Source organism: Pseudomonas sp. ASL4 (assembly GCF_056680395.1).
Genome location: NZ_CM155280.1, coordinates 3,027,501 through 3,054,407, shown reverse-complemented (window position 1 = coordinate 3,054,407; position 26,907 = coordinate 3,027,501). Strand labels below are relative to the sequence as shown.

Genomic DNA, 26,907 nt, shown 5'->3' with positions numbered 1-26,907 from the left:
ACTGCTACGCTTGCAGCGCGCACATCGTGTGCGTTACGCCTCAAACCACCGAAAACCTGAGGAACGCGTCATGGGATCAAACGGAAATGATCACAATTGCACCCATTGCGGCTGCGAAAACCCCATCTGGAATGCACTCAAACACACTTTCGACCCAACGGCCCTTGCGAGCCAGCTGCCCAAGCTCGGGCCAGAACCTGATAGCGAGTCGGTCATCTTTACCGGCGGGGTGATTTACCCGCTCAAGGACGGCAACATGGATGAGCGGGTCGAAGCGCTGGGCATCCATGGTGGCGACGTCGTCGCCTCCGGTAGCCTCGGCCACGTCCAGGCCCACATGAAAGCCAAAGGCATCGCCTGGACGACCCGGCAACTGGACGGCAAAACCCTGCTGCCCGGCCTGATCGAACCCCACGTGCACATCGTGCAGACATGCGCGATCGAAGGCTGGCTGGACCTGGGCGCCATCCAGGATTCGTCGAATCCGGATGACCTCAAAGGCCCGCACGACATTAAACAGGATCAGCGGCTACGCCCCCGCTATGACTGGAACTGGCTGAAGGAAGAAATCAACCAGCACATTCCCGAAGACACTTCGACCTGGATACTCGGCCGTATGGTCGACCCGGCGCTGATGCCGTTCAAGGAAGTTAAAAACGGCCTCAATCAGCTCACAACCTTTTACTGCGACATCAATGAAACCGGGAACAACGTCGGCAACCTGGACAACATCGTGTCGCAAAACCCGTTGTTGATGGTCAGCGCTTCGATGCACACCTTTTACTTGAACACGGCCGCGTGCAAAGCCGTCTACAACAGCCACAACCCGAGCAGCAAAAAACTGCGCGAGCACTACGCAACCTGCCAGGATTTCATCGACGCCACGCGCGGCAATCTTCAGGAGGAGGCCGGCATGATGCCTGCCATTCTGTCGATTCCGCTCAAGCAGGCCCTCGACGTGTTGAACATCTTCAACCACCTCAAGGCCTATTTCGATAAAGCGTCCAGCCGGGGCGTCACCCTGCTCTACGACGCCATGATGGACACGTTCTCCAAAATCGTCCTCGGCATCTATGATCTCAAGCACCACAGCAACGTGCGGATCGGTTATGCCGCGCCCTACGATAGCATTGGGAAGAAATACCATCCCGTGACCAAAGAAGCCGCCAGGCGTTTTTATCAAGGTGGGCTCAAGTTGATTTCGGACGGCTCCAACCAGGGGCTGACGGGCTATCAGGCGCAGCCGTACTGCTGTGAGACGAAGCCCGAGTTGGGTAACTTCAACTTCTGTGATCCGGATGGAACTACAACCCCGACAGTCATTCCCGACGCCTATCAGACCACCATCAATACGGCCATGAAGGACGGCTGGCCGCTGATGATTCATGCCAACGGTGACCGGGCGATCAGTTTCACCCTCAGCGCTTATGAGGCCGCGCTGAAAAAAACCAGCGGGCTTGAAAAACGTCACCGTATCGAACACTGCTCGCTGTTAACCGAAGACCATCTCAAAGACATGAAAAAACTGGGCATCTCACCGAGCTTTCTGATCGGTCATGTCGGCTACTGGGGCTACGCATTCGAAAAGGCTATTTTCGAGGAGAAAGCCACGAAGATGCTCGACCTGTGCAAGTCGGCCCTGGACCATGGATTGAGAATCTCGCTGCACAGCGATTGTTCGGTCACCCCACTGGGACCGCTGCGCTCCATGGAGCAGGCCGTGACCCGGAAAATGGAAGGCATGCGTGATGCGCAAGGCCATTTCATCAGCGACCCGCGTCAGCAACCGATCCTCAACGAAGCCGAGTGCCTGACACGCCAGCAAGCCTTGAAAGCCATCACCTATGACGCCGCTTGGCAGTGCCATGCCGAGCAGTGGATGGGCTCGTTGCAGGATGGTCACTTTGCCGACCTAGTGATTCTCGAGCAGAACCCGCTCGACGAAAAAGTCCCAGCGACCAGCATCCGCGATATCAAGATCTGTGAAACCTGGAAAGGTGGCCGCAAGGTCTATGCCCACCCTGAAAAGTGATCGGTAGCACCGGGCGTCCGAAGTGACAGGTCGGGCGCCCATCACCGCGAAACCGTCTCAAGCGCGTCTCAGATTGCGACACACGCGCCCCTTCCTCAGCCTCTTTTGAAAGCTGAAACCCCGTTAAACCGCCGCTGTTACTGCTCGCCAGCAAACTGGCACAACCGTTGCGAAAGCGCTGATCTCACGAATAAAAAGAGATCTCGCCATGTCGCTTCCTTATTTGCTTCCCGCCACTTCGGCCTTCATCCAGCGCGCGCCGCGCATGCTGATCGGCGGCGACTGGGTCGAGGCCGCCGACGGCCAGACCATGCCGCTGCACAACCCGGCCACTGGCGAAATGCTGTGCGTGGTGCCACGGGCGACGCCCGAGGATGTCGACCGTGCAGTACTCGCCGCCCGCCAGGCCTTCGATGATTCAGCCTGGACCCGCACCCGCCCGCGTGAGCGGCAAAACCTGTTGTGGAAACTCGCCGACCTGATGGAGCGCGACGCCGAGCTGCTGGCGCAACTGGAATGCCTGAACAACGGCAAAAGTGCGGCGGTGGCTCAGGTGATGGACGTGCAATTGTCCATCGATTTCCTGCGCTACATGGCCGGTTGGGCGACCAAAATCGAAGGCTCCAGTGTTGAAGTCTCGTTACCGCTGATGCCCAACGATCAGTTCCACAGTTTCATCCGGCGCGAAGCAGTGGGCGTGGTCGGTGCCATCGTCGCCTGGAATTTTCCGTTGCTGCTCGCCTGCTGGAAACTCGGCCCGGCCCTGGCCACCGGCTGCACCATGGTGCTCAAACCCGCCGACGAAACCCCGCTGACCGCACTGAAACTCGCCGAACTGGTGCTGGAAGCCGGCTACCCCGAAGGCGTGTTCAACGTGGTCACCGGCACCGGCATCACGGCTGGCTCGGCCCTGACCCACAACCCGTTGGTGGACAAGCTGACCTTCACCGGCTCGACCGCTGTGGGTAAGCAGATCGGCAAGATTGCCATGGACTCCATGACCCGGGTGACCCTGGAACTGGGCGGCAAATCGCCAACCATCGTCATGGCCGACGCCGACCTGAAGACTGCCGCCGCCGGTGCTGCAAGTGCGATTTTCTTCAACCAGGGCCAGGTCTGCTGCGCCGGTTCCAGGCTGTATGTGCAGCGCAAGCATTTCGAGAATGTGGTGGCGGACATCGCCGACATCGCCAACGCCATGAAACTCGGCAATGGCATGGACCCGAGCGTCGAGATGGGGCCATTGATTTCGAAGCGTCAGCAGGAGCGGGTTTACGGATATATCGAAAAGGGTCGGGAAAGCGGCGCGACCATCGCGTGCGGCGGCGAGCAGTTCGGGCCGGGGTTCTTCGTCAAACCGACAGTGATTGTCGATGTCGATCAGAAGCACTCGCTGGTGCAGGAAGAAATCTTCGGCCCGGTGCTGGTGGCAATTCCGTTTGATGACGAAGCCGATGCGCTGCGCATGGCCAATGACAGTCCGTATGGATTGGGGGCGAGTATCTGGTCCAATGATCTGGCGGCGGTGCACCGGATGATTCCGCGGATCAAGTCAGGGTCAGTGTGGGTCAATTGCCATAGCGCGCTGGACCCGGCGCTTCCGTTTGGCGGGTACAAGATGTCCGGGGTTGGGCGGGAAATGGGGTATGCGGCGATTGAGCATTACACCGAGTTGAAGTCGGTGTTGATCAAGTTGTAATCGGCGGCGTTCTTTAGGCCGCTATCGCGAGCAAGCTCGCTCCCACATGGGTTTTGTGTCGATCACAAATCCACTGTGGGAGCGAGCTTGCTCGCGATGAGGCCAGCCAAGTCACCCAACATGTCAGGGCTTGAAACCCTGCTGCAACAACCAACCCCGAACCACCCGCCCCTGCTCCACCGTCAACCCGGCCAACGCCTGCTCCGCTGGCTCGCTGCGCAACCGCCGCACCAACGGCGCCAACTCAACCCCCTGAACATGCCAGATCCCCAGCGGCTGATCCGCTGTCACCACCACTTCAACCTCATCTACAAACCCATCCCGCAGCACCGGCGCCCGCTCAATCCGCAACGCCGCAAAATCCGCCTCGACATGCGCCACCTCGGCATCCGGCCACTGTCGCCGAGCCTGCCAGAACGGTTGATCCCGCCAGCGCTGCTCATCGGCATAAAAATCTCGTCCGATCCGGGCAAAGCGCAAAAACAACTGCTCCACCCGCCGCTGATGAAAGCGCTGGGCCAACGCCGTTCGCTGCGGCTTACGCAGCAAGGTGTTGATCACCGTGGGCGCCTGCAATGCCGAGGACAACGACTGAAAAATCCCGTTGCCCGATAACGGGTCTACCGCCATCGCCGCGTCACCCACCCGAATCCAGTTATCGCCGCAGACCTGTGGGCACAAAATCGCTGTGCTGCTGCGGGCGTGCAGTTGCAGATCGTATTCAGGTTGATGACCGAAAAACGCCCGAGCCACTTCCGAACCGTGGCGCCGCTGACGACAGTAATCAAGCAACTGAGCCTTACCCGGTAACGAAGCACTGGCCACGTCCACCGTCCATTGCCAATAACATTGACCGTCGGCCCGCCGCGCCATCCAGGCCCAGCCGTCCTCAAGACTTTCCACAGCGCTGGCGGTACTGCCCGGCGTGCCTTGCCAGCGATTGAGCAGGCTGACCGTCTCCGGCCCGCGCAAGCCTTTACCCAGCGCTGGAGCGGAACGTCCACGAGCCTCCACCAGAAAATCCGCGACCAACACGTCGTGTCCTTCAATTTCGACCCGATGCCCGGTAGCCAAGGACCGCACCGTCAGCACCCGCCCTTCGATCATCTCAACACCAGCCAGACGCAAATCCTCGCGCAATCCACGATCAAAACTCGGACGGTCCAACAAATATTCGATGTTCTGCGCATGCTGCTGACCATTCCACGACACCTGTCGCTGGGAAGGTAGCGCCGCGTCCGCCAATGCGTGATTCAGTCCCGCGCCGCGCAACGCCTCCAGCACTCGAATGGAAACCCCTTCGAGCGCGGCAAACCGTCGCCATTCGCTGACCAGCGTCACCGGGTAACCGAGTCGACGCAAACCCAAGGCAACCGCCGCTCCTGCGGGCCCTGCGCCAAGAATCAAAATCATGGCCCGCTGCGCCGTTCTGGACCACGATAACGCGCGTTCTCTCGCAGCCATTCAATGACCTGCTCATTGCTCACATCAGGATGAGCAACCAGGAAACCGGCAATGTGTCCGCTCAACGCCGCACACCCCAGACTGGCCCCGGACTGCCCCGGATACGTCCCATGCACACACGCCGCGAAATCCGCCTGGGCACTGTTGAGCCACGACCATTCGTTCTCGGCACAACGGGCATCACCAGTGACGCGCAACACCTGTGGATAATTCGCCGGAAACACGCCCTCACCCTGAGCCGGACTCGATGCACACAACAACACGCCGCTCGCCACGGCTGCCGCGCAGGCTTCGCGCAACAAGCTGCGATCCTGCCGCAACCCCAGGCTCAAATTGATCAGCCGCACATCCTGCGCCACCAGCCAGTCAATCGCCGTGGCGATCTGCAAGGCACTGGTGACGCCACGCTGGTCAAACACCTGCGCCACACAAAACACCGCCGCCGGCGCGCGCCGCCCGATGGCCTCGATCACCGCGCTGCCGTGGCCAAGCGGATCGTCGCGTAAATCACTTTCCGCCAACCCATCCTCCAGCAACGAAAACCGGCGCCCCGCAACAACCTGCACTCGCTGCACCGCCGAATGACCGCTGTCCACCACGCCAATTCGCAGTTCAGGCTTCATGCATCACCGTTTTCGAGGTGAGCACACCGTCGAGCAATTCAAAGCGCAGATCGGCGTCCGCCAGAGTCGATGGACGATGGCTGATAAGGATGCGCGTACGCCCGGCAAACAGTCGGTCGATGGCTTCGATCACTTCACGCTCGGTGGCTTCATCCACCGCCGAAGTCGCTTCGTCGAGCACCAGAATCAATGGGTCCTGCAACAGCGCCCGGGCAATGGCGATCCGCTGTTTCTGCCCGCCGGAGAGCTGCTGACCGCGCTCACCCAACGGACTGTCGAGGCCTTCGGGCAAGGATGCGATCAGGCTGTCGAGTTGCGCCAACTGCGCAACACCGGCAATCGCCTCGCGACTGGCATCCGGCACCGCATACGCCAGGTTATCGGCGAGGCTGCCGCGAAACAGCACGATGTCCTGACTGACGATTGCAATCCGTCGACGCAGCTCGAACAGGTCCAGTTCCCGCAGATCGATTTCCCCCAACAACACCCGGCCAGACTGCGGATCGTGATGCCGCTGCAGCAGGTCGATCAGGGTCGATTTGCCGACACCCGAGCCGCCACTCAGGGCGACTTTCAAACCGTAGGGAATGCGTGCATCAATCCCGCGCAAGGTGCTCGGACGCCCCGGATGGCTGAAATGCACGTTGTCAAAACGCAGCTCGCCGCAGCGCGGTATCGGCTGCGGCGTGACCGGTGTGAGCACGGTCGGCTCTTCGCCGCGCAACTCCATGACGCGCCCGAGGCTGACGGTCATCCGCTGAATGGCGACATAGAGCCCGAGCAGACTTTGCACCGGCCCCACCGCCATCCCGAGATAAGTTGAAAACGCGATCAGCGCGCCGAGTTGCCACGTCCCCTGCACCACCCAATAACCGCCGATCAAAAACGCACAGGCCCGCGACAACGACGTCAGTGTGCCGGGCACAGCCTGGGTGAAAAACTCGGTGACTTGCAGGCGCAGCAACTGGCTCATATAACCCTGGCCCAAGCTCTCCAGCCGTCGCGCTTCGCGTTGTTGCTGGCCGGCGGACTGGATGAATTTCATCACCGGCAGGGTCTCGACCATGAATGACGACATGTCCGCCGAACGCTCGCGCAATTGCCGCACATCGCGCTCGACCTTGCGCCGCATCCAGCGCAGCCACAGCACGTCGAGGGGAATCAGCACCAGCGCCAGCAGCGAGAGTTTCCAGGACAAGGTCAGCAGCATCGCCACGGAGAAGAACAGCCCGATCACGCTCGATACCGCCGAAAACAACGAGTCCACGGCAAAGCGCTGAATCTCTGCGACGTCGCCATCGAGGCGCGACATCAGGTCGCCGATCCGCCGCTGGCCATAGAAGCTCGGCGACAAGGTCTGCAAGTGCCGATACAGGTCATCGCGCAGGGCGAACAGGATCCGTCCGGACAGCCGCGTGTGCAGGTAACGGTTGATCCCCGACAGCGCCGTACCGAGCAAACCGGCGACGATCATCAACCCCGCGATCAGCACCAACACCGGGAAATTGCGCCCCAGCAGGCCGTCGTCAATCAGCAGTTTGGTCAACCACGGTTGCACCAGCACCAACAACGAAGCGCAGACCGACAACCCGAGCAACCCGGCAATCGCCAGTCGATGCGGTCGCACGAAGCTGTAGAGCCAGCGCAACGAAGATTGCAGGGCTTGCGGATTCTGGCTGTCGATCAGCCGAACGATCAGGCGCTGCATCACGGGCGCAACTGCTTGAGTTTGCGATACAGGGTCGCGCGGCTGATGCCCAACGCGTCGGCGGCGGCCGAGACATTGCCCTGATGCGCGTCGAGGGATTGGCGAATCAGCTCCAGTTCGTTTTCGCGAATGCTCCCGGCCTGCGGGCGTTCGGTGGCGGTCAAGTCATCGAGCATGCTGTCGGGCAAGTGGTCGAGGGTGAGCACGGTGTCCCCCACCTCGCGCATCGCCAACGCCGTGCGCAAGACCATCTCCAATTGGCGGATGTTGCCCGGCCAGTGATAGCCGCCGAGCAATTTGCTCAGGTCGTCGTGCAAGGTGACGGTCGGGGCGTCGAGTTTGGCCAGCAGTCGACCGACCAGGCCACTGAAATCTTCGCGTTCGCGCAGCGGCGGGAGCATCACGCTGATGCCGTTGACCCGGTAGAACAAGTCTTCGCGAAAGTGTTTGTCCTCGACCAGACGCTTGAGGTCGCGGTGGGTGGCGCAGATCAGTGCGACGTCGATGTCCTGCTCTTCGCCAGCGCCCAATGGCGCGACTTTGCGGTCCTGCAACACCCGCAGCAGTCGCGCTTGCAAGGCCAGCGGCATGTCGCCGATTTCATCGAGGAACAAGGTGCCGCCATGAGCCTGTTGCAGGCGCCCGACCATGCCGCCACGGCGTGAACCGGTGAAGGCGCCTTCGCGGTAACCGAACAGCTCCGACTCGATCAGGCCTTCGGGGATCGCCGCGCAGTTCACCGCGACGAAGGGTTTATCGCAGCGCGTGCCGGCCATGTGCAGGGCACGGGCGATGACTTCTTTACCAGTGCCGGTTTCGCCGAGCAGCAACACCGGCAGTTCATTCGCCAGGCCTTGTCGGGCCATGCGCAAGGCGCGGGCATAACGGACATTGCTGCCGGCCAGGGATTCGAGGTCCGGTTGTGGTTTGGCGGGTTTGGCAACCGGGCGCGGCGTGGTGCCGACGTTGATCGAACGCTGCGGTGCACGCAGGGTTTTGTAGAAGAATTCGCCCTTGGCGGTTTGCAGGCTGCCGATGCCGCCCTGTTGCAGCCGGGCCAGCAGTTGCAGGCCATCGACCCCGAGAAACTCCTCGCAGCGGTGCCCCACCAGTGCCGAACGCTCGGCGCGCAGCAATTGGCAGGCCTGGGCGCTGACCGCGAGGATCTGCCCGCCGAGGCTCACCGCCAGCAGGCCTTGCCACGGCGATTCGAGGTACTGCCGACGGCTGTGGAATGCGAGGACGATTTGATCCGGATAACTGGCGTTGAACACCCGGCTTTCAATCTGGCTGACGGCCATGGCCAACAACGCAGTGCTGTCGTGAACCCGGCCGAGTGGGCCTTCGCGAGTGAGGTCGAGGACGCCGAGGATGTCGCCTTGCGGGCAGTGGATCGGCACTGAGGTGCAGGAGAAATCGCTCAGCCGATCCAGGTAATGTTCGCCGCAATCAATCAGGGTCGGTCGGGCTTCGACCAATGCGGTGCCGAGGGCGTTGGTGCCGCGAGCGGCTTCACTCCAGCAGGCACCGAGGGTGATGTCTTGCAGGCCAGAGCCCTTGAGGCGGTCGGCGCGGCCTTCGACGGCGAGGATGGTCGCGTCGGAGTTGGCGAGGATAATCAGCCCTTCCTTGCCCTGGCGCTCGGCCAGGTAATCGATGGCCGGCATCGCGGCGTCGATCAGCAGGCGATTGCTCGCCAGCAACACTTCAAGGCTGGCGCTCGATTCGAGCGTCAGTTCGTGTTTGCCGTTGAAATGCACGCCGTGGCTGAGGCTGCGCCGCCACGAGGCATCGATTTCCGCACGCAATACGCCATCGGGGACTTCGCCTTCGAGGTGAAGCTTTTCCCGGGCCAGCCGTGCTTCCTGTTGCGGTTTGGGATGTGTTGTTTTTATGAGTGTCATCAAGCGCTCCGCAGCGGTCCGCTCGGCGCTTTTTGAAATCAGCGCCCTGATGCCAATCTTTACGTTAACGTCAGGGCGATGGCAAGAGTTAGGTAGAGGAAGGCTTGCCTGTGGCGAGGGGGCTTGCCCCCGTTCGGCTGCGAAGCAGTCGTAAAACCATCGCCTGCGGTTTACCTGACACCCCGCAGTCGCAGGTTTTGGGGCCGCTGCGCGACCCAACGGGGGCAAGCCCCCTCGCCACAGGTCAAAGGTGCCAAACGTCGGAATTCACAAAAAACGCCCGGACGTTGTCCTCAAGACTCTCCAGGTGATAACCGCCCTCCTGCACAATCAGGCACGGTAACCCAAGGCTGCGAATCCGCTCGCCCAACACTGCAAACCCTTCCCGCGTCACCGCCACTTTGCTCTGCGGGTCCAATTCAAAAATATCGAACCCCAGGGACAGCACCAGCACCTCGGCACCAAAGTCTTTCACCGCCGCCAACGCCACCTCAAGTTGCCCGAGGAAATCCGCCTCGCTAGCGCCGTGAGCCATCGGCAGATTCAGGTTGAAACCCTCCCCCGCCCCGACGCCACGCTCATCGGCAAACCCGGCCACCCCCGGATAGAAGTTGGTCGGATCGCCATGCACCGAGACGTACAGCACGTCATCACGCTCGTAGAAAATCTCTTGAATGCCCTGGCCGTGATGCATGTCGGTGTCGAGCACCGCCACCCGTTCAAACCCGCCGAGCAACACTTGGGCCGCGACTGCGGCGTTGTTCACGTAGCAGAAACCGCCGGCCGCTTCGGCTCGGGCGTGGTGCCCCGGTGGACGGCACAAGGCATACGCGGCCGGTTCGCCGTCGAGTAACGCCTGGGCACCGGCAATCGCGCTTTGCGCCGACCAATAAGCCGAACGCCAGGTCTGCTCACCCACCGGGCAACTGCCATCGGCCAGATAACGGGCAGCCTGGGCGAGAATCCCGCGCAGGGCGTTGGGCTCGCGGACGAAGATGTTCGACATGACTTCGTCGCCCCAGTCCTCGGGGATTTCCTTCCAGCGTTGATGGGCTTCCTGCAGGAACGCCAGGTACGGCGCACCGTGTACCGCCAGCAAAGGAGCGAGTCCCGCGTCGGCGGGTTGCTCGACTTTGAAGCCCAAAGAATGAGAAGCCTGTACCAATCTTTGAGCGCGCTCCGGCACTTCCTGTGGCGTGCGCATTTGCCCGCGGGAGTAGTAGCTGCGTGGATGGTGGAGCAATTGTTCGGGGTGAAAAAAACTGCGCATGGGATAAATTCCTGTCAGCTAAACGTAGATCTTGAAACCGGGTGCATCCTCCTGTGGGAGCGGGCTTGCTCGCGAATGCGGTGTGTCATTCAGCATCGATGTTGGCTGATACTCCGCCTTCGCGAGCAAGCCCGCTCCCACATTGGATCGGGTTTATTCAGCTCTTTGGGCGCGAGCCAGGACTGCGTGGAGCAACACGTCAGTGCCCTGTCGCACGTCCTCAGGCAACACGTCTTCCGCTTCGTTATGGCTCAACCCACCCACACATGGGATAAACACCATCGCTGTCGGGCAGAACCGCGCCAGGTGAATCGCGTCATGCCCGGCGCCACTGACAATCGATTGCTGAGCGTAGCCCAAGGCATCCACCGCGTGCTGCACCGCCGCCACGCACTCGGCGTCGAATGGCGTGGCCGGGCTGATCCAGTGTGGGGTGATGGTCAGATTCAGGCCACGACCGTCGGCAATCGCCTGAAGTCGTGCGCGGACTTGCTGCTCCATCGCCTCAATCGCTTCGTCACGGTGATGACGCAAGTCGACGGTGAAATTCACCAGACCCGGAATGGTGTTGCGCGAGGATTTATTGATGCCCAACTCGCCAACGGTGGTCAGGCCTTCCGGGGCGAAATCAGTGGCTAGAACTTCGATGGCCTGAATCATCTGCGCCACGCCGTAGAGGGCGTCCTTGCGCAACGGCATCGGCGTGGTTCCGGCATGCGCAGCCATGCCTTCGACCCGCACGTCGAGCCAGCGAATCGCCTGGCCGCCAGTGACCACGCCGATGCTCTTGGCATTGTCTTCGAGGATCGGCCCTTGCTCGATGTGCGCTTCAAAGTACGCATCCACCGCGCCGCCCAACGGCCGCTCGCCGGCATAACCGGTGCGTTGCAGCGCTTCGGCGACGCTGATGCCATCGATGTCACGCACCATCAGCGCCGCGTCCAGTTGCATGATGCCGGTGAACACCGCCGAGCCAAACATCGCCGGGGTGAAACGCGCGCCTTCTTCGTTGGTCCACACCGCCACTTCCAGCGGCTTGCTGGTCTGGATGCCAAGGTCGTTGAGGCAGCGGACCACTTCCAGACCGGCGAGCACGCCGTAGACGCCATCGAAACGGCCACCTTCAGGTTGAGTGTCGAGGTGACTGCCCATCATCACTGGCGCAGCGTCCGGGTCAGTGCCGGCGCGGCGGGCGAACAGGTTGCCGATAGCATCGACGCTCAGGGTCATGCCGGCTTCGCGGCACCAATGGGAAAACAGTTCGCGACCGGCCTTGTCTTCATCGCTCAACGCCAATCGGCAACTGCCACCGCGGGCCGTGGCGCCGATTTCGGCCATGGCCATCAAACTCGCCCACAGGCGTTCACCATTAATTTTCAACATAAGTTACTCCTGCAAACGTTGGATTAAGCGTTGGCCAATTCAAGGCGTTCAGCGCTGGCATGGCGACGGGCAAGGGACAAGACACAGATCAAGGAAGTGGCAGCGATCAGGCTGTAGAACACCGCCAGCGGCCACCATTGGCCGGCGAACTTGTGCGCCAGCAAAGTGCCGATCAGCGGCGTCAGGCCACCCGCCACCGCACCGCAAATCTGGTAGGCCAGGGAGATCGCGGTGTAGCGCACGCGCGTCTCGAACATACCGCTGACGTACCCGGCAATCACCGCGTAGAACGACGCCATGCACACCACCGCCAAGGCGATGCCAAGGATGATCAGCGGCGCCTGGGCCGAGCTGACCAGCACGAACATCGGGTACGGCGAGGCCATCGCCAGCAGCGACATCAGGCACAGGAACCGCGTCGCGCCGATCTTCTCGGCGACCCACGCTGCCAGTGGTTGAATACAGAACTGAATGACCGCCACCACAAACAGGCACTCAAGGATCAGCGAGCGCGGCAGCGCGAGTTGCTGGGTGGTGTAGGCGATCATGAAAGTGTTGGTGAAATACACCCCGGCGATTCCGAGTGTGTTGGCGCCGATGCACAGCAACAGTGGCCGCCAAGCCGTGCGCAAGACTTCCATCACCGGTGCCTGCTCTTTACGCGTGCTTTTGCTCGCCAATTCTCGGCTGGCGAGAAACTCCGGGGATTCATTCACGCCCAGGCGAATCGCCAGGCCGACCAGCAACAACAGCGAACTGGCGAGGAACGGCAGACGCCAGCCCCAGCTCATCAAGTCTTCTTCGGACAAACGAGTGACCGCGCTGAAAGCGAGCAGCGACAGGATTAAACCGGCCGGGCTGCCCAGTTGTGCAAACGAGGCGAAGAAATTGCGTCGCCCCTTCGGCGCGTGCTCGCCCGCCATCAACACTGCCCCGCCCCACTCACCACCAACGGCGATACCCTGGACGATGCGCAGCAGGATCAACAGCGCCGGCGCAGCCACACCGATTTGCCCGTAAGTCGGCAGCAAACCGATGCACACCGTGACCACGCCCATCATCAGCAAGGTGATGATCAGCGACTTCTTGCGGCCAATACGGTCGCCAATATGGCCAAAGATAATCCCGCCCAACGGTCGAGCGAAAAAGCCCACGGCGAAGGTGCCGAACGCGGCCATGGTGCTGAACAGTTTGTCGTCGGAGGGAAAGAACAGCGCGCCGAACACCAGGGCGGCGGCGGTGGCGTAGATGTAAAAGTCGTACCACTCGATCATGGTGCCGATGAAGGCAGCCGCCGCGGCACGGCGCGGTTGAGACGAAGCAACAGGCTTCATGGGGTCAGGCTCCTTTGATTGTTTTTTTGGCAGGAGTGAAACAGCAAAACCGAGGCACTCTGGCGGTGCCTGTCTGGGGGTGATTTATCGTCCCGGGGCTATGATTAGTCAATTTTCTATTTATTATGCGAACTATTACGCCAGCTTATAATCGAGAACCACCATGGCCGAACGCGACGTGCAACGCCTGCTCAATGACCGTCTGGACTGGAACCTGCTGCGCACCTTTCGGGTGATCGGCCAGGAGCTGAGCATCAGCCGCGCCGCTGCCCGCTTGCACCTGACGCAACCGGCGGTGAGCCAGGCGTTGAAACGGCTGGAAGAACAACTGGGGCGCCAATTGATCGCTCGACGCGGACCAAGGTTTGCCTTGACCGAAGTCGGCGAGCAGATCTTCGAACTGGCCGGGGAAATTTACGGGCAGATGTCGCAAGTCAGCAGCGTACTGGAGCAACCGGCCGACGAAGTGATCGGCAAGGTGCGGCTGTTGATCATCAGCCGAATCTTCTCCGAGCGCTTCGATGACTTCCTCGCCGACTTCCATCGCCAGCATCCGCGGGTGGATCTGGAAGTGGATGTGATGCGCAGTTCCGACATCGTCAGCGCCCTCCAGGAAAAGACTGCGACCCTTGGCCTGAGCCTCAATCGTCGGCCGCAACCGCGCCTGGAACAGCGGTTGTTCCTGCGGCAGCGCTATGCATTTTTCTGCGGCAAGCACCATGCCTTGTTCGGGCAGCAGAACGTTGCCGAAGGGGATTTGCAGCGGGAGAATTTCGTCAGTTTCACCAGCGACCAGATTGGCGGCATGCTTTCGCCGCTGACGATTTTCCGTGATCAGCAAGGTTTCAGCGGACGGATTGTTGCGTCTTCACCGAGCCTGGAAGAAGTCCGAAGACTGGTGATCGCCGGCTTCGGCATTGGCTGCTTGCCCGAGCACGTGGTGGCGGCCGACGTCGACGCCGGATTGCTCTGGCGCCTGCCACCCCACGAAGGGATTGCCGATGTGGACATTCATTTGCTGTGGAACCGCGAGCAGCGCATGAGCCGGGCCGAGACGATCTTCATCGAGAGCTTGCAACGCTGCCTGACGGCCTAGACGCGCAACACCTGCGCCACCGGCTCACCGGCCCGCAAACGCTCAAGCAAACGCGGTTCGGCAAGATCGGACGCCAACGCCTGATCGATGACCCCGGCTGCCGTTGGCCAGTCGAGAAACAGCACGCCGTTGTCGTCCGCCAGCACCAGATCCCCTGGATTGACCGTCACGCCGGCACACTGGATCGGTTGATTGATCTGGCTGTCCCCACGGCCATGCAACTTGGTGGTCAGCAGGCTGGTGCCACGGGCGAAGACCGGCAGCCCGGCCTCGCGCAGTTCCAGTAAATCGGTGACTGTGCCATCCACCACAATGCCCACGGCCCCCGCGCAACTTGCGGCGCAACTGGTGACGGCGCCGACCGGAGCGTGCTGCCAGTAGCCATCGGTGTCGATCACCAGCACATCGCCGGGTTTGATCAGCGCCAGGGCCTGGTTGACTGCGATGGCATCGGCGCCGACCAGTTTCAGGGTCAGCGCCCGGCCGACCAGTTTCACATTGGGGACCATGGCCCTCAGTTGCGAATCGGCAAAGCCCTTCTCCAGGAAGTGCCCGAGGGTCGGAAAACTCACGGTTTTGAACTGCTCGATCAACCGGGACTCATCCATGTTGCGACTCCCTGACAATTAGCTCGGCAACGCAATCGATCTCCAGCGACACGCCCCACAACGCCACGCACACCGTGGTCCGCGCCGGCGGCGCATGGCCGAGAAACTCGCGATACACCGCATTGAACGGCTCCAGTTGCGCCGGATCGGTGAGGTAGGCGTTGACCTTGATCACGCGGCTGAAATCAGACCCGGCTTCAATCAGGATCGCCTCCAGGTTGCGTAAGGTTTGCCGAACTTGTTCGGTGAAATCGGCGGGTTGGTCATCAAGAGTGTTCTGGGCCGGAATCTGCCCGGCGGTGAATACCAGATGGCCGCTGATCACTGCCTGGGAGTAAGGGCCGACCGGGCCGATAAAGCCTGGGGCGGATTGAATTCTGCGCATGGTGTTGAGCTCCTTGGGTCAGGCCGCAGCTGATTTGAAGGGTTTGTTGTGAGTGTCGGCAGGCGCCCCAACCGGGACTTCACTGATGTCTCGCTTGAAGGTCTCGGTTAGCAGTAACAGCGCCAGCAACGAAATCAACGCCGCGCCGATCATGTACCAGGCCACCGAAGAACCTTTGCCGGTCGCCGCCAGTAGCGCGGTGGTGACGATCGGCGTCGCCGCACTGCCGAGCAGGCCGGACAACATGTAGCTGATCGACAGCCCGGAATAACGCACCCGCGTGCCAAACAACTCGGCGAGAAAAGTTGCGATCGGCCCGTAGTTGGCGGCGAACGCGGTCATCAACAACAAGTAGCCGAAGATCACCAGCGGCAGTTCTTTGGTGTCCATCAACCAGAACATCGGGAACGCCACCAATGCTTCGGCGACGATGCCGGCAACGATGATCGGTTTACGTCCGTAGCGGTCCGACAGCGCACCGAACACCGGCAACATAACGATGCACCAGACGCAGGACAGCAACACCACGCCGAGCATCGTGCTGCGGCTGAAGCCCAGATTTTGCGTGCCGTAAGTCAGGCCAAACGCGACGATGATGTTGAACGAAGCACCGGTCGACATCGTCGCGATCCCCCCGAGCACCACTTGCTTCCAGTACTTGCGAAAGACCTCCGCCAGCGGCATTTTCACCTGCACCTCAGCTTCCTTGACCTTGTTGAAGGCCGGGGTTTCAGCGATGTTCAAGCGGATATACAAACCCACGGCAATCAGCAGCACGCTGGCCAGGAACGGGATACGCCAGCCCCAGGCCAACAGGTCTTCGGGAGACAGGAAAGCGGCGATCAACAGGAAGGCCAGGTTGGCGATCATGGTCCCGGCCGGAACGCCGATCTGCACCCATGATCCGTACAAGCCGCGCTTGTTGGCCGGCGCATGTTCCACCGCCATCAACACTGCCCCGCCCCACTCGCCGCCCAACGCCAGGCCTTGAACCACCCGCAGCAATAACAACAGGATCGGCGCCCAGATTCCGATGGCTGCGTAGTTGGGCAACAAGCCAATGGCAAACGTGGCAGCGCCCATCGTCAGCAGCGAAATCAGCAACATCGACTTGCGACCCAAACGGTCACCGAAGTGCCCGAACAATGCCGCGCCGACGATTCGCGCCAGATACGCCGAAGCGAAGGTGCCGAAGGCCAGTAACGTGCCGATCAAGGGCACGAAGTCCGGGAAGAACACTTTGTTGAACACCAGCGCGGAAGCGGTGGCGAAGACAAACAAGTCGTACCACTCCACCGTGGTGCCGATGACACTGGCCACCGCGACTTTTTTCATGCTGATGGCAACTTCCGGCGGTGCGCCGGACTTTTCTGCGGACGATAGATCGCTCATCACTGACTCCAGGCATTTATTTAATTGTTTTTACTGGCAGTAAAACGTTTCGAGGCGAAGGATTTTTGTTATTGCTCGCCCAACTTAATGGGCGAGTTTGTTATTAGTAACCCAGTGTTCTGTCCGCACAATTGAGCAGCGGTTCGTCGGCGTTTAAACGGCGGAAGTTCTCTGCCACTTGTTCGGCAATACAATCGTGGGAGGCGGCCGAGGCCATGTGTGGGGTGATCGTGACGCCGGGCAGGGTCCAGAGGCGATGATCGGCCGGTAGCGGCTCTTGTTCGAAAACATCCAGCAAGGCGCCGCGCAGTTTTCCGGTTTTTAAAGCTTGGTCGAGATCGTCGATATTGAGATGCCCGCCGCGACCACAATTGACCAGTGCGGCGCCATTGGCCAATCGTTCGAAAGTTGCACGGCCGAGGATGCCGCGGGTTTCACCGGTCAGTGGCAAAAGATTAATCAACAACTCCACGCCATCGAGAAACGGGTTCAGTTGTTCGGCACCGGCGAAGGTCCGGACACCGCTCAAATCCTTGCTACGGCGCGCCCAGCCTCGAACGTCATAACCGGCGGCGACCAGATCCTCGGCGATGGCGCTGCCCAACGAACCCAGGCCCATCACCCCGACCTTGAACTGCCCCGCCGCTCGTTGCAGCGGTCGCTCCCAATGCTGTTTCTGCTGTTGCACCAGCACCTGATCGAAGCCACGGTGATAGTGAATAACCGCCCAGCGTACGTACTCGGTCATGCCCTGGCGGTGGCCGGGATCGACCACCCGACACACTGGTAAGTCTGGGCACGAGGGGTCGTTCTCCAGGTGATCGATACCGGCGGCCACCGAGTGAACGACTTGCAGGTTCGGCAACGCGCCGAGGCTACCCGGCAAGGGAAACCAGCACGCGGCGATCTGTGCGTTGGTGGCCAGTGGATCGTCGGCCAGCACCACCGTGAGTTGCGGTGCACTACGAGCAAACGCGGCTTGCAGTTGTTTGAGCAACAGGTTGTCGCGGGACAGCAGAACCACGGTGTTGATGACGGTTTTCACGATAAGTACGACTCGCGCTGGGATTCGATCAGGGTCAGAGCGGCCTCCCAGGCCAAGTCGATGATGTTGTCCTGTTCATCGCGGTCAAATTGCTCGGCGGTGTGCGCGCATACTTCCGGGGACGGATAATTCAACGCCGAACCACCGGCCAGTGCCGCCACCTGCGCCTGGCAAGCTCGCTCCAGAAAGTGAATCTCCTGAAACGCCTGGGCCACGCCGGAGCCGCCGACCAACAAGCCGTGATTGCGAAGGATCATTGCCCGGTGCGGTCCCAGGTCGGCGATCAACCGCTCGCGCTCATCCAGCGACAGTGCGATGCCTTCATAGGTGTGATACGCCAATTTGCCGTAGAACTTCAGCGCGTGCTGACTGATCGGCAGCAAGCCTTGCTTCTGCGCGGCGACCGCCATACCAGCGGCGGTGTGCGTGTGGATCACGCAGTTCAGGTCCGGGCGGGCCATGTGGATCGCCGAGTGAATGACGAAGCCTGCGGCGTTGACCCGATGACCTTCGTAGGCCGGATCGACGATGCGCCCTTCCTGGTCGATACGCACCAGGTCCGAGGCGCGCATGCGGTCGAAAATCACCCCGTAGCGGTTGATCAAAAAATGGTGCTCAGGCCCCGGAATCCGCAGGGTGATGTGGGTGTCGATCAGGTCGGTCATACGAAAGTGCGCGACCAGCCGATACAGCGCCGCCAGTTCGCAACGGGCTTGCCATTCAACCGAGTCGATGTGTGCAGGTTTACTCACGAATACACCTCTTTAGCAGCGTGGGTGGCGATCGGGTTGGCGCGCAGGCGGGCCAGGCCGCAAACACCGATCAAGGACAGGGCCGAGAGCAAGGTGAAGTACACCGCCAACGGCAACCATTGCCCGGAAAATTTGCTCGCCAGCAGCGTGCCGATCAGCGGCGTAGTGCCGCCGGCCAGGGCGCAGCTCAACTGGTAAGCGATGGAAATGCCCGAGTAGCGCAGGTGTACCGGGAACGCCTGGGTCATGTAACCGGCAATCACTGCGTACAGCGCCGAGAGGATCACCACCGCCAGGGCGATGCCGACGGTCATCAACACAATGTTCTGCGTGCCGACCAACAGGAACATCGGGTACGGCGTGACCATGCACAGCAACGCGACGAGTTTGAGGAAACGGCCTTCGCCGATGCGCTCAGCCAGCAGCGCGGAGAGCGGTTGCGAGAGCAACTGAATGACCGTCACCAGAAACAGGCAATCGAGAATCGTGGAGCGCGCGATGCCCTGATACTGAGTGACGTAAGTAATCATGAAGGTGTTGGTGAAAAAGAACCCGGCCGAACCGATGGTCACGGCGGCAGCGGCGAACAGAATCTGCCGCCAGCAGGTGCGGATCACATCCTTCACCGGGTATTTGGAGGTCTCGTTGTTGTCCCGGGCCTTGGCGAATTCCGGCGATTCGTGGACACCGGAACGGATCATCAGGCCGACCATCATCAGCACGCCGCTGGCGAGGAACGGCAGGCGCCAGCCCCAGGCGAGGAAGTCCGCCGGCTCAAGCGAGGTCACCAAGCGAAAAGCAATCAAGGCCAGCAGCAAACCCGCGGGGCTGCCGAGCTGGGCGAACGAGGCGTAGAAGGTTTTGCGCTTGGCCGGTGCGTGCTCGCTGGCCATCAGCACCGCCCCTCCCCACTCGCCACCGACGGAAATACCCTGGATCAGTCGCAGCACAATCAGACCGACCGGCGCCCAGATACCGACGCTGGCGTAGCTGGGCAACAGACCGATGCCGGCGGTGGCCAGGCCCATCAATGCCATGGTGACCAGCAGCATCTTCTTGCGACCCAGGCGATCGCCCAAGTGACCGAAGACCATGCCGGCCATCGGTCGGGCGATGAAGCCAACGGCGAAACTGCCGAACGCTGCCAGGGTGCTCATCACCGGGTCACTGCTGGGAAAGAACACTTGCCCGAGCACCAATGCCGCGGCGGTGGCGTAGATGTAAAAGTCGTAGAACTCGATGGTCGTGCCAATGAAGGCAGCGGCCGCGGCTCGTCGCGGTTGAGGGGTGGTGTGCATGCAAGGACCCTGTGTATTTATAGTTTTGGGCAGGTACTGAAGGCTGAATACGGTTGCACTCTGTGGCGCTTGTGGGCTTTATCGCTTCCGTGCAAGGATTAGTCAATTTTCAAATTCTTATCTTTACTATTAGCGCTGCTACTACCTGGATTTATCATGACCTCAACAAACCCTTGGGTCGGTCGTCGCTTTTTGAATGACCGCCTCGACTGGAACCTACTGCGTACTTATCTAGTGATCGGCCAGGAAGGCAGCATGAGCCGGGCTGCTGCGCGATTGCACATCACCCAGTCGGCGGTCAGCCAGGCACTGAAACGGCTGGAGGAACAACTCGAATGTGTGCTGATTGCCCGCAGCGGGCGACGGTTTGATCTGACCGAAACTGGCGAAGAAGTCCTGCGCATTGCGGCGGATATCTACGGTGATATTTCCCGCTTGGGCACCGTGGTCGAAAGTCGTCATGACGATGTGGTGGGCAAGATCCGCATCCTCACCGTCAGCGGTGTGCAGGCGCGGCACTACGATGAATTCCTTGCTGACTTCCATGAGACCCACCCGAAAATCGAGCTGGAAGTCGAGGTGATGGGTAGCTCGAATATCATCAGTTCATTGCTGCAAAAGACCGCGACCATTGGCGTCGGCCTGTGCCGTTTGCCACAGCCACGGCTGGAACAGCGGGTGCTGTTTCGCGAGCGTTACGCGTACTTTTGCGGCCAGCGTCATCGGCTGTTCGGGCAGGAGAACCTGACCCTGGAACAGCTCGCGGCGGAGAATTTCGTGAGTTTTACCAGTGACCAGTTAGGGGGCAATCTTTCGCCGTTGACGCTGTTTCGCGACGAACAAGGTTTTACCGGGAAGATCGTCGCATCATCCACCAGCTTCGAAGAGATTTACCGTCTGATCTGCGCAGGGTTTGGGATTGGTTGTTTGCCGGTGCATTTGGTGCGGCGGGATGTGGAGCAAGGATTGCTCTGGCGTTTACCGCCGGAAGAAGGGGTGGTGGATTTCGATATCCAGTTGCTGTGGAATCGCGAGCAGAAGATGACTCAGGCAGAAACGGTGTTCCTGGAAAGCTTCCAGCACATGCTCAGCATCCGTGAGCCTGTGCTGTGAAGCCTTGATCGCTTAGACGTGAGGATCGCCCGGCGGTTTGGCGGGCGTGGCGTACTGCGGCTTGAGATGGCCGTCCTGATCGAGCAGCCAGGCGTCCATGATCTGCCGCACCACAGGACCGGCCACACGACCACCGGCCTCGCCGTTTTCGATCATCACCGAGATCACAATCTTCGGATGTTCGGCCGGCGCGAAACCGACGAACAAGGCGTTATCGCGGTTACGTTCCAGGGTTTTCGCCCGGTTGTAACGCTCACCTTGCTTGATCGCCACCACTTGCGCGGTACCACTCTTGCCGGCGATTCGGTACTGAGCCCCCACCGCGGCCGCTCGGGCAATGCCGCGAGGGTCGTGCATCACCATTTGCATACCGTGGTTGACCTGTTCCCAGTCACGCGGATCCTTGAGCAGGATATTCGGCATCGGGTTCGCATCCACTGGGGCTACGCCGTCGACAGTCTTGGCCAGGTGCGGTCGGTTCCAAACGCCTTTGTTGGCGATCAGCGCGGTGGCTTGGGCTAACTGCAACGGTGTGACCTGCATGTAGCCCTGGCCGATGCCGAGAATCACGGTTTCGCCGGGAAACCATGGCTGACGGCGTGTGGCGCGCTTCCAGGCTTGAGATGGCATCAGACCGGCAGACTCTTCGAACATGTCCAGGGACACCTTCTCACCCAGCCCGAACATGGCCATGTAGTCGTGTAGTCGATCGATGCCCAGCTTGTGCGCCAGATCGTAGAAGTAGGTGTCGTTGGAACGCATGATCGCTGCGTCCATGTCTACCCAACCGTCGCCGCTGTGGTTCCAGTTGCGGTACTTGTGATCGAAATCTGGCAGTTGGTAGTAACCAGGATCGAAAACGCGGGTTTGCGGGGTGACCACACCAGCGTCGAGGCCGGCAATCGCCACTTCTGGCTTGATGGTTGAGCCGGGGGCATAGAGGCCACGCAGGACGCGGTTGAACAGTGGCCGGTCGATGGAATCGTGCAGCGCCGCGTACTCCTTGAAGCTGATGCCGGTCACGAACATGTTCGGATCGAAGCTTGGCTTGCTGACCATGGCCAGCACTTCGCCAGTCGACGGATCGAGCGCGACCACTGAGCCACGACGGTCACCCAAGGCATCCTCGGCGGCTTCTTGAAGCTTGACGTCCAGACTTAGAACGATGTTCTTGCCTGGCGTCGGGTCGGTGTGCTTAAGCACTCGCAGCACGCGGCCTTGAGCGTTGGTTTCGACTTCTTCATAACCGACGTGGCCGTGCAGCTCGGACTCGTAGAATTTTTCGATACCGGTCTTGCCGATGGATTGGGTGCCACGGTATTCCACCCCGTCCAGAGCCTTGGACTCTTTCTCGTTGATGCGACCGACGTAACCGATCGAGTGGGCGAAGTGCACGCCCAACGGATAATGACGGACGAACTGAGGCTCGACATCAAGCCCCGGTAGGCGGAACTCGTTAACCGCGAGTACGGCGATCTGCTCTTCGGTGAGCTCGTAGAACAAGGTTACCGGCACGAACGGATGCCGTGCCTGCTTCATCGCCTTGTCGAACAACGTGCGGTCTTCGGCTGGCAAATGCAGGAGGTTGACCACCTCATCCAACTCGCCTTTGACGTCGGAGGCGCGTTCGCGGGTGATGGTCAGGTTAAAGCTGGGCCGATTGTCCGCCAGGATCACGCCATTGCGGTCATAGATCAGCCCTCTCGTCGGGGTGATCGGCAAAACGTGGACGCGGTTGTTTTCGGAGATGGTCGAGTGGTAGTCGAACTCAACCACTTGCAGAACGTACATGCGCACCACCAGTGCGCAGGTGATGGCGACCACAAACAAGGCGCAGGCCATCAGTCTTTTATTGACCAGGCGCGTCTCTTTTTCGTGATCCTTGATGGGTATCGGTTCAGGCATTTCTGCAGCAGCTCTTGACGATGAAGGGGGTGCCGATCCTCAGCGTTGTAATCAGTCCGTTAAAAAACGAGCTGCACCATACCAAAAATGACGCCAGCACTTTAGCGCGATTTCCTCGAACGGTTGTCCTTGAGGGCCAAAACGACGGTCGGACGTGTTGGGGATCAAGGTGAATTCGTGCGTTTTACTCAAGATTGATATTCCCATTCCTGCATTTTTCTTGCAGATGGGCCTGTGGATACTGGGTGCATGTCATTCCCTTTGGAGTTTTTCATGCACTCGCGTTTTCAACGATTACTGGGTTCGAATGGGTTTTCTATCGGGCTTGAATTGCCGCTGGATAACGACTGGTCCAGTGATGGCCAACGGTTGAGACTGGCCGAGGACAGGCCTTTTGGAGTTCCGGACCTGAAACAGCATACGGCAATGGCTCGTTTGGCCGACCAATCTGGGTTTCGCGCCCTTTGGGTTCGCGATGTACCGGTTTACGACCCCAACTTCGGCGATGCCGCACAGGTATTCGAAACATTTTCCTACCTTGGCTACCTGGCGGGGATCACCGACAACATTATGCTGGGCACGGCTGCGGTGGTACTGCCGTTGCGTCAACCCTGGCTGACACTCAAGGCTGCCAATAGTATCGACGAGCTTAGTGACGGACGGCTTTTGCTTGGCGTGGCCAGCGGTGATCGTCCGATGGAGTATCCATTGTTTGGTGTGGATTACGCTCAGCGCGCAGAGATCTTTCGCAATACGGTTGAGTTGTTGCGTAACCAAGGTGAAGGGCGGCTGCCTGAAGGCGCTCGCCTGCTGCCGGAGCGCGATCAGCCGGTACCATTGCTGGTAGCGGGGCTTGGTCAACAGTCGCCGGCATGGATTGGCCAGCACATGGACGGCTGGCTCGCTTACCCGGGCACTCCGGATGAGCATCGTCGTCGAGTGGGGCTGTGGCGAGAGGTCGGTGGCGATAAACCTTACATCAGCTTTGTTCATCTGGATTTGGTAGCCAATCCCCATGCGCCGATGCGACGTGTGCGCTTCGGCGGCAGTTGCGGGCGGCTGGCATTGATCGATGAACTTCAGGCCTTGCGTGATGCAGGTGTGCAGCATGTTGGCCTGCATATGCGTCGTAGTGAACGGCCGGTGGCGGAGGTTATTGAGGAGATCGCGGAACACGTTCTGCCGATGTTTCACTGACGATGCGGCTGGAGCCAGGGATAGCCATGGGGCTGTCCCTTTTTCGTTTGAGCACTTTCCTGCAGGCAAAACAAAACCCCTACCTGCATACGCAGATAGGGGTTTCGGAATTTAATCTTGACGATGACCTACTCTCACATGGGGAAACCCCACACTACCATCGGCGATGCATCGTTTCACTACTGAGTTCGGGATGGGATCAGGTGGTTCCAATGCTCTATGGTCGTCAAGAAATTCGGTAGCCAGGTCGTTCTCCTTACGGATTACGCTCCAGCGAATGGGTATGTGATAGATCTCGGTGTTTTGTGAGTGTCTCGAACTTTCGGTTCGTTTCGTCTTCACACACCGCAATCTGGTGCTCTTTCGCTTTTCAGCTCGAAGCAAGCAAATTGCTTGGGTGTTATATGGTCAAGCCTCACGGGCAATTAGTATTGGTTAGCTCAACGCCTCACAGCGCTTACACACCCAACCTATCAACGTCGTAGTCTTCGACGGCCCTTCAGGGGACTCAAGGTCCCAGTGAGATCTCATCTTGAGGCTAGTTTCCCGCTTAGATGCTTTCAGCGGTTATCTATTCCGAACATAGCTACCCGGCAATGCCACTGGCGTGACAACCGGAACACCAGAGGTTCGTCCACTCCGGTCCTCTCGTACTAGGAGCAGCCCCTCTCAAATCTCAAACGTCCACGGCAGATAGGGACCGAACTGTCTCACGACGTTCTAAACCCAGCTCGCGTACCACTTTAAATGGCGAACAGCCATACCCTTGGGACCGGCTTCAGCCCCAGGATGTGATGAGCCGACATCGAGGTGCCAAACACCGCCGTCGATATGAACTCTTGGGCGGTATCAGCCTGTTATCCCCGGAGTACCTTTTATCCGTTGAGCGATGGCCCTTCCATACAGAACCACCGGATCACTAAGACCTACTTTCGTACCTGCTCGACGTGTCTGTCTCGCAGTCAAGCGCGCTTTTGCCTTTATACTCTACGACCGATTTCCGACCGGTCTGAGCGCACCTTCGTACTCCTCCGTTACTCTTTAGGAGGAGACCGCCCCAGTCAAACTACCCACCATACACTGTCCTCGATCCGGATAACGGACCTGAGTTAGAACCTCAAAGTTGCCAGGGTGGTATTTCAAGGTTGGCTCCACGCGAACTGGCGTCCACGCTTCAAAGCCTCCCACCTATCCTACACAAGCAAATTCAAAGTCCAGTGCAAAGCTATAGTAAAGGTTCACGGGGTCTTTCCGTCTAGCCGCGGATACACTGCATCTTCACAGCGATTTCAATTTCACTGAGTCTCGGGTGGAGACAGCGCCGCCATCGTTACGCCATTCGTGCAGGTCGGAACTTACCCGACAAGGAATTTCGCTACCTTAGGACCGTTATAGTTACGGCCGCCGTTTACCGGGGCTTCGATCAAGAGCTTCGCGTTAGCTAACCCCATCAATTAACCTTCCGGCACCGGGCAGGCGTCACACCCTATACGTCCACTTTCGTGTTTGCAGAGTGCTGTGTTTTTAATAAACAGTCGCAGCGGCCTGGTATCTTCGACCGGCATGGGCTTACGCAGTAAATGCTTCACCCTCACCGGCGCACCTTCTCCCGAAGTTACGGTGCCATTTTGCCTAGTTCCTTCACCCGAGTTCTCTCAAGCGCCTTGGTATTCTCTACCCAACCACCTGTGTCGGTTTGGGGTACGGTTCCTGGTTACCTGAAGCTTAGAAGCTTTTCTTGGAAGCATGGCATCAACCACTTCGTGTTCTAAAAGAACACTCGTCATCAGCTCTCGGCCTTAGAATCCCGGATTTACCTAAGATTCCAGCCTACCACCTTAAACTTGGACAACCAACGCCAAGCTGGCCTAGCCTTCTCCGTCCCTCCATCGCAATAACCAGAAGTACAGGAATATTAACCTGTTTTCCATCGACTACGCTTTTCAGCCTCGCCTTAGGGACCGACTAACCCTGCGTCGATTAACGTTGCGCAGGAAACCTTGGTCTTTCGGCGTGGGTGTTTTTCACACCCATTGTCGTTACTCATGTCAGCATTCGCACTTCTGATACCTCCAGCAAGCTTCTCAACTCACCTTCACAGGCTTACAGAACGCTCCTCTACCGCATCACCTAAGTGATACCCGTAGCTTCGGTGTATGGTTTGAGCCCCGTTACATCTTCCGCGCAGGCCGACTCGACTAGTGAGCTATTACGCTTTCTTTAAAGGGTGGCTGCTTCTAAGCCAACCTCCTAGCTGTCTAAGCCTTCCCACATCGTTTCCCACTTAACCATAACTTTGGGACCTTAGCTGACGGTCTGGGTTGTTTCCCTTTTCACGACGGACGTTAGCACCCGCCGTGTGTCTCCCATGCTCGGCACTTGTAGGTATTCGGAGTTTGCATCGGTTTGGTAAGTCGGGATGACCCCCTAGCCGAAACAGTGCTCTACCCCCTACAGTGATACATGAGGCGCTACCTAAATAGCTTTCGAGGAGAACCAGCTATCTCCGAGCTTGATTAGCCTTTCACTCCGATCCACAGGTCATCCGCTAACTTTTCAACGGTAGTCGGTTCGGTCCTCCAGTTAGTGTTACCCAACCTTCAACCTGCCCATGGATAGATCGCCCGGTTTCGGGTCTATTCCCAGCGACTAGACGCCCTATTAAGACTCGCTTTCGCTACGCCTCCCCTATTCGGTTA

The 26,907-nt window shown here is 59.6% G+C and carries 19 protein-coding genes and 2 rRNA genes (1 of these 21 cut by a window edge); 5 read left to right on the top strand and 16 right to left on the bottom strand.

Annotation, left to right across the window (positions count from 1 at the left end; all coding sequences use genetic code 11):
* The first annotated feature begins 70 nt into the window (after positions 1-70).
* Both AC1MEW_RS13865 and AC1MEW_RS13860 read left to right on the top strand, forming a co-directional pair.
* On the top strand, positions 71-2,032 hold the full coding sequence (locus AC1MEW_RS13865) for an amidohydrolase (protein WP_480426660.1): 1,962 nt from the start codon (positions 71-73) through the stop codon (positions 2,030-2,032).
* A 208-nt stretch (positions 2,033-2,240) separates the two neighbouring features.
* Positions 2,241-3,731 (top strand): aldehyde dehydrogenase family protein, encoded by a 1,491-nt coding sequence (locus tag AC1MEW_RS13860; protein ID WP_201205016.1) that lies wholly within the window; start codon positions 2,241-2,243, stop codon positions 3,729-3,731.
* 123 nt (positions 3,732-3,854) lie between these two features.
* Here AC1MEW_RS13860 and qhpG read toward each other — a convergent pair whose 3' ends face one another.
* The 7 genes from qhpG to AC1MEW_RS13825 form a co-directional block, all read right to left on the bottom strand.
* Positions 3,855-5,144 carry a flavin-dependent monooxygenase QhpG gene (gene qhpG / locus AC1MEW_RS13855; protein ID WP_480426659.1) on the bottom strand — a complete coding sequence of 430 codons (1,290 nt, stop codon included), beginning with the start codon at positions 5,142-5,144 and terminating at the stop codon, positions 3,855-3,857.
* Positions 5,141-5,818 (bottom strand): subtilisin-like serine protease QhpE, encoded by a 678-nt coding sequence (gene qhpE, locus AC1MEW_RS13850; protein ID WP_480426658.1) that lies wholly within the window; start codon positions 5,816-5,818, stop codon positions 5,141-5,143. The genes qhpG and qhpE overlap by 4 nt, the downstream gene beginning before the upstream one ends.
* Positions 5,808-7,526 carry an ABC transporter ATP-binding protein gene (locus tag AC1MEW_RS13845; RefSeq protein ID WP_201191679.1) on the bottom strand — a complete coding sequence of 573 codons (1,719 nt, stop codon included), beginning with the start codon at positions 7,524-7,526 and terminating at the stop codon, positions 5,808-5,810. The genes qhpE and AC1MEW_RS13845 overlap by 11 nt, the downstream gene beginning before the upstream one ends.
* Positions 7,526-9,430, bottom strand: a complete 1,905-nt coding sequence (locus AC1MEW_RS13840) for a sigma-54-dependent Fis family transcriptional regulator (protein ID WP_201255836.1) — start codon at positions 9,428-9,430, stop codon at positions 7,526-7,528. The genes AC1MEW_RS13845 and AC1MEW_RS13840 overlap by 1 nt, the downstream gene beginning before the upstream one ends.
* 244 nt (positions 9,431-9,674) lie before the next feature.
* Positions 9,675-10,700 carry a histone deacetylase family protein gene (locus tag AC1MEW_RS13835; protein WP_480426657.1) on the bottom strand — a complete coding sequence of 342 codons (1,026 nt, stop codon included), beginning with the start codon at positions 10,698-10,700 and terminating at the stop codon, positions 9,675-9,677.
* Positions 10,701-10,853: 153 nt separating this feature from the next.
* The gene (locus AC1MEW_RS13830; protein WP_480426656.1) at positions 10,854-12,083 is read right to left on the bottom strand and encodes a Zn-dependent hydrolase; all 1,230 of its coding nucleotides are present in this window, start codon (positions 12,081-12,083) and stop codon (positions 10,854-10,856) included.
* 23 nt (positions 12,084-12,106) lie between these two features.
* Positions 12,107-13,417, bottom strand: coding sequence for an MFS transporter (locus tag AC1MEW_RS13825; RefSeq protein ID WP_201191111.1), 1,311 nt, complete (start codon positions 13,415-13,417; stop codon positions 12,107-12,109).
* A gap of 163 nt (positions 13,418-13,580) precedes the next feature.
* Between AC1MEW_RS13825 and AC1MEW_RS13820 the strand changes: the two genes are divergently transcribed.
* Positions 13,581-14,513, top strand: a complete 933-nt coding sequence (locus AC1MEW_RS13820; RefSeq protein WP_201255833.1) for a LysR family transcriptional regulator — start codon at positions 13,581-13,583, stop codon at positions 14,511-14,513.
* Here the strand turns inward: AC1MEW_RS13820 and AC1MEW_RS13815 are convergent.
* The 6 genes from AC1MEW_RS13815 to AC1MEW_RS13790 form a co-directional block, all read right to left on the bottom strand.
* A complete protein-coding gene (locus AC1MEW_RS13815) occupies positions 14,510-15,121 on the bottom strand; it encodes an RraA family protein (RefSeq protein ID WP_480426655.1) in 612 nt (203 codons plus the stop codon). The two genes, AC1MEW_RS13820 and AC1MEW_RS13815, sit on opposite strands and share 4 nt — an antisense overlap.
* The gene (locus AC1MEW_RS13810; protein WP_480426654.1) at positions 15,114-15,506 is read right to left on the bottom strand and encodes a RidA family protein; all 393 of its coding nucleotides are present in this window, start codon (positions 15,504-15,506) and stop codon (positions 15,114-15,116) included. The genes AC1MEW_RS13815 and AC1MEW_RS13810 overlap by 8 nt, the downstream gene beginning before the upstream one ends.
* Positions 15,507-15,524: 18 nt before the next feature.
* Entirely contained in the window at positions 15,525-16,898 is a 1,374-nt protein-coding gene (locus AC1MEW_RS13805) for an MFS transporter (RefSeq protein ID WP_480426653.1), read from the bottom strand.
* Positions 16,899-17,001: 103 nt separating this feature from the next.
* Positions 17,002-17,943: an NAD(P)-dependent oxidoreductase gene (locus tag AC1MEW_RS13800; RefSeq protein WP_201255830.1), complete on the bottom strand. Its 942-nt coding sequence runs from the start codon at positions 17,941-17,943 to the stop codon at positions 17,002-17,004.
* Positions 17,940-18,695, bottom strand: a complete 756-nt coding sequence (locus AC1MEW_RS13795) for a class II aldolase/adducin family protein (protein WP_322269191.1) — start codon at positions 18,693-18,695, stop codon at positions 17,940-17,942. The genes AC1MEW_RS13800 and AC1MEW_RS13795 overlap by 4 nt, the downstream gene beginning before the upstream one ends.
* Positions 18,692-19,993 (bottom strand): MFS transporter, encoded by a 1,302-nt coding sequence (locus AC1MEW_RS13790; protein WP_480426652.1) that lies wholly within the window; start codon positions 19,991-19,993, stop codon positions 18,692-18,694. The genes AC1MEW_RS13795 and AC1MEW_RS13790 overlap by 4 nt, the downstream gene beginning before the upstream one ends.
* 156 nt (positions 19,994-20,149) lie before the next feature.
* Between AC1MEW_RS13790 and AC1MEW_RS13785 the strand changes: the two genes are divergently transcribed.
* Positions 20,150-21,106, top strand: a complete 957-nt coding sequence (locus AC1MEW_RS13785) for a LysR family transcriptional regulator (RefSeq protein WP_207200136.1) — start codon at positions 20,150-20,152, stop codon at positions 21,104-21,106.
* A 12-nt stretch (positions 21,107-21,118) separates the two neighbouring features.
* Here AC1MEW_RS13785 and mrdA read toward each other — a convergent pair whose 3' ends face one another.
* A complete protein-coding gene (mrdA, locus tag AC1MEW_RS13780) occupies positions 21,119-23,011 on the bottom strand; it encodes a penicillin-binding protein 2 (protein ID WP_201205028.1) in 1,893 nt (630 codons plus the stop codon).
* 273 nt (positions 23,012-23,284) lie between these two features.
* Between mrdA and AC1MEW_RS13775 the strand changes: the two genes are divergently transcribed.
* Entirely contained in the window at positions 23,285-24,208 is a 924-nt protein-coding gene (locus AC1MEW_RS13775) for a TIGR03571 family LLM class oxidoreductase (protein WP_480427232.1), read from the top strand.
* Between the two features lie 115 nt (positions 24,209-24,323).
* Here AC1MEW_RS13775 and rrf read toward each other — a convergent pair.
* Together rrf and AC1MEW_RS13765 are read right to left on the bottom strand one after the other, a co-directional pair.
* A 5S ribosomal RNA gene (gene rrf, locus AC1MEW_RS13770) occupies positions 24,324-24,439 on the bottom strand.
* 173 nt (positions 24,440-24,612) lie between these two features.
* Positions 24,613-26,907 (bottom strand): 23S ribosomal RNA (locus AC1MEW_RS13765) (it continues 597 nt past the right edge of the window).

Excerpts from the sequence above, each read along its gene's own strand:
- AC1MEW_RS13820 (WP_201255833.1), top strand. The coding sequence starts at position 13,581 with ATGGCCGAACGCGACGTGCAACGCCTGCTCAATGACCGTCTGGACTGG.
- AC1MEW_RS13775 (WP_480427232.1), top strand. The coding sequence starts at position 23,285 with ATGCACTCGCGTTTTCAACGATTACTGGGTTCGAATGGGTTTTCTATC.
- AC1MEW_RS13830 (WP_480426656.1), bottom strand. The coding sequence starts at position 12,083 with ATGTTGAAAATTAATGGTGAACGCCTGTGGGCGAGTTTGATGGCCATG.
- AC1MEW_RS13865 (WP_480426660.1), top strand. The coding sequence starts at position 71 with ATGGGATCAAACGGAAATGATCACAATTGCACCCATTGCGGCTGCGAA.
- AC1MEW_RS13810 (WP_480426654.1), bottom strand. The coding sequence starts at position 15,506 with ATGCGCAGAATTCAATCCGCCCCAGGCTTTATCGGCCCGGTCGGCCCT.
- mrdA (WP_201205028.1), bottom strand. The coding sequence starts at position 23,011 with ATGCCTGAACCGATACCCATCAAGGATCACGAAAAAGAGACGCGCCTG.
- qhpE (WP_480426658.1), bottom strand. The coding sequence starts at position 5,818 with ATGAAGCCTGAACTGCGAATTGGCGTGGTGGACAGCGGTCATTCGGCG.
- AC1MEW_RS13840 (WP_201255836.1), bottom strand. The coding sequence starts at position 9,430 with ATGACACTCATAAAAACAACACATCCCAAACCGCAACAGGAAGCACGG.
- AC1MEW_RS13805 (WP_480426653.1), bottom strand. The coding sequence starts at position 16,898 with ATGAGCGATCTATCGTCCGCAGAAAAGTCCGGCGCACCGCCGGAAGTT.
- AC1MEW_RS13835 (WP_480426657.1), bottom strand. The coding sequence starts at position 10,700 with ATGCGCAGTTTTTTTCACCCCGAACAATTGCTCCACCATCCACGCAGC.
- AC1MEW_RS13845 (WP_201191679.1), bottom strand. The coding sequence starts at position 7,526 with ATGCAGCGCCTGATCGTTCGGCTGATCGACAGCCAGAATCCGCAAGCC.
- AC1MEW_RS13785 (WP_207200136.1), top strand. The coding sequence starts at position 20,150 with ATGACCTCAACAAACCCTTGGGTCGGTCGTCGCTTTTTGAATGACCGC.
- AC1MEW_RS13815 (WP_480426655.1), bottom strand. The coding sequence starts at position 15,121 with ATGGATGAGTCCCGGTTGATCGAGCAGTTCAAAACCGTGAGTTTTCCG.
- qhpG (WP_480426659.1), bottom strand. The coding sequence starts at position 5,144 with ATGATTTTGATTCTTGGCGCAGGGCCCGCAGGAGCGGCGGTTGCCTTG.
- AC1MEW_RS13860 (WP_201205016.1), top strand. The coding sequence starts at position 2,241 with ATGTCGCTTCCTTATTTGCTTCCCGCCACTTCGGCCTTCATCCAGCGC.
- AC1MEW_RS13790 (WP_480426652.1), bottom strand. The coding sequence starts at position 19,993 with ATGCACACCACCCCTCAACCGCGACGAGCCGCGGCCGCTGCCTTCATT.
- AC1MEW_RS13825 (WP_201191111.1), bottom strand. The coding sequence starts at position 13,417 with ATGAAGCCTGTTGCTTCGTCTCAACCGCGCCGTGCCGCGGCGGCTGCC.